This window comes from Paraburkholderia sp. RL18-101-BIB-B (assembly GCF_046026985.1).
Lineage (GTDB): Bacteria > Pseudomonadota > Gammaproteobacteria > Burkholderiales > Burkholderiaceae > Paraburkholderia.
Genome location: NZ_JARESV010000159.1, coordinates 1 through 1,231 on the forward strand (window position 1 = coordinate 1; position 1,231 = coordinate 1,231).

The 1,231-nt window shown below is 56.3% G+C and carries 2 pseudogenes; both read left to right on the forward strand.

From position 1 onward, the window contains the following. Nucleotides 1-456: pseudogene (locus P0D73_RS46465) on the forward strand (IS30 family transposase); the annotation flags it as partial. A 535-nt stretch (nucleotides 457-991) separates the two neighbouring features. After that, nucleotides 992-1,231 (forward strand): annotated as a pseudogene (locus P0D73_RS46470) (group II intron reverse transcriptase/maturase); the annotation flags it as partial.

Sequence of the window (1,231 nt, forward strand, 5' to 3'; positions counted from 1 at the left end):
CAGGTGTCGCACGAGACGATCTACAGGAGCCTTTATATACAGGCCCGCGGTGCGCTAAAGAAGGAATTGGTGGAGCATTTGCGCCGAACGCGAGCGATGCGTCGTTCCCGTCATCACACTATGAAGACTGACGACCACGGCAGAATCTGCGACGCCGTATCGATTAGCGAACGCCCGGCGACAGCTGACGACCGCGCGATACCAGGTCATTGGGAAGGCGATCTGCTGTTTGCCAACGCGAACAGCCAGATTGCAACTCTCGTCGAACGTCAGACCCGCTACGTCATGCTGGTGAAGATTGCCAGCAAGGATACAGAGACCGTCGTCAACGCTCTCATAAAACATGCTGGCAAGCTGCCTGAGGAACTGTATAGATCGCTGACCTGGGATCGGGGCAAAGAAATGGCTGGCCATAAACGCTTCACCGTGGCTACTGACATCAAAGTCTACTTCTGTGGTGTGTCACGAACACAAGTGAGAGCTTGTGATGCTGTATCAAAGATGGGAGCAGGCCTCCCGAAGTCGGCTTGCAGGAGCAGGCTTCAAACCGCCCGGTGCTGCTGCGTTCAAAAGACGTGGTGGTGAGCGACCGTGGAAAAGGCGTCCGGTTCAGGACGTCAGGTACGTATTGAGAAGATGAGCGAAAGCGAACCGTCCGATGACGCATCGTTATAGACCCAAGGTACTGCCAAAACTGGAGTGGCACAGAAGCTCCAGGATCAGTCGGGACGGCACCTGTTTACGGACCCGTCGGCAGTCGGTGTATAGGCGGCATGAGCTCAATGCAGGCTTTGGTATGGAACGTGAGAACCTCTCGCTGGATGCAAAGGGAAATGACAAATGGCCAACACCATAAGGAAGAATACCGATGCCAGCGCGAGGGGCGGAGTCGCCCGTAGTAGCGTTGAAACTTCTGTAATGGGAGCGGAGCGAAGGGGCGGCGTTAGCCGGTTGACGAAGGTCACCAACCTGCATGGCGGGGATGAGTGACATGACATCAACAAAACCGTATTGCATTGCGAAGCGAACGGTGTGGGAGGCGTACCAGTTGGTGAAGGCCAACCGCGGCGCTGCCGGCGTGGACGATGAAACGATCGCCATGTTCGAGCAGAACCTGTCGGGAAATCTGTACAAACTGTGGAACCGGATGTCATCGGGATCGTACTTCCCGCCGCCGGTGAAGCAGGTGGAAATTCCGAAGGCCAAGGGCGGCACGAGAAAGCTGGGCGTG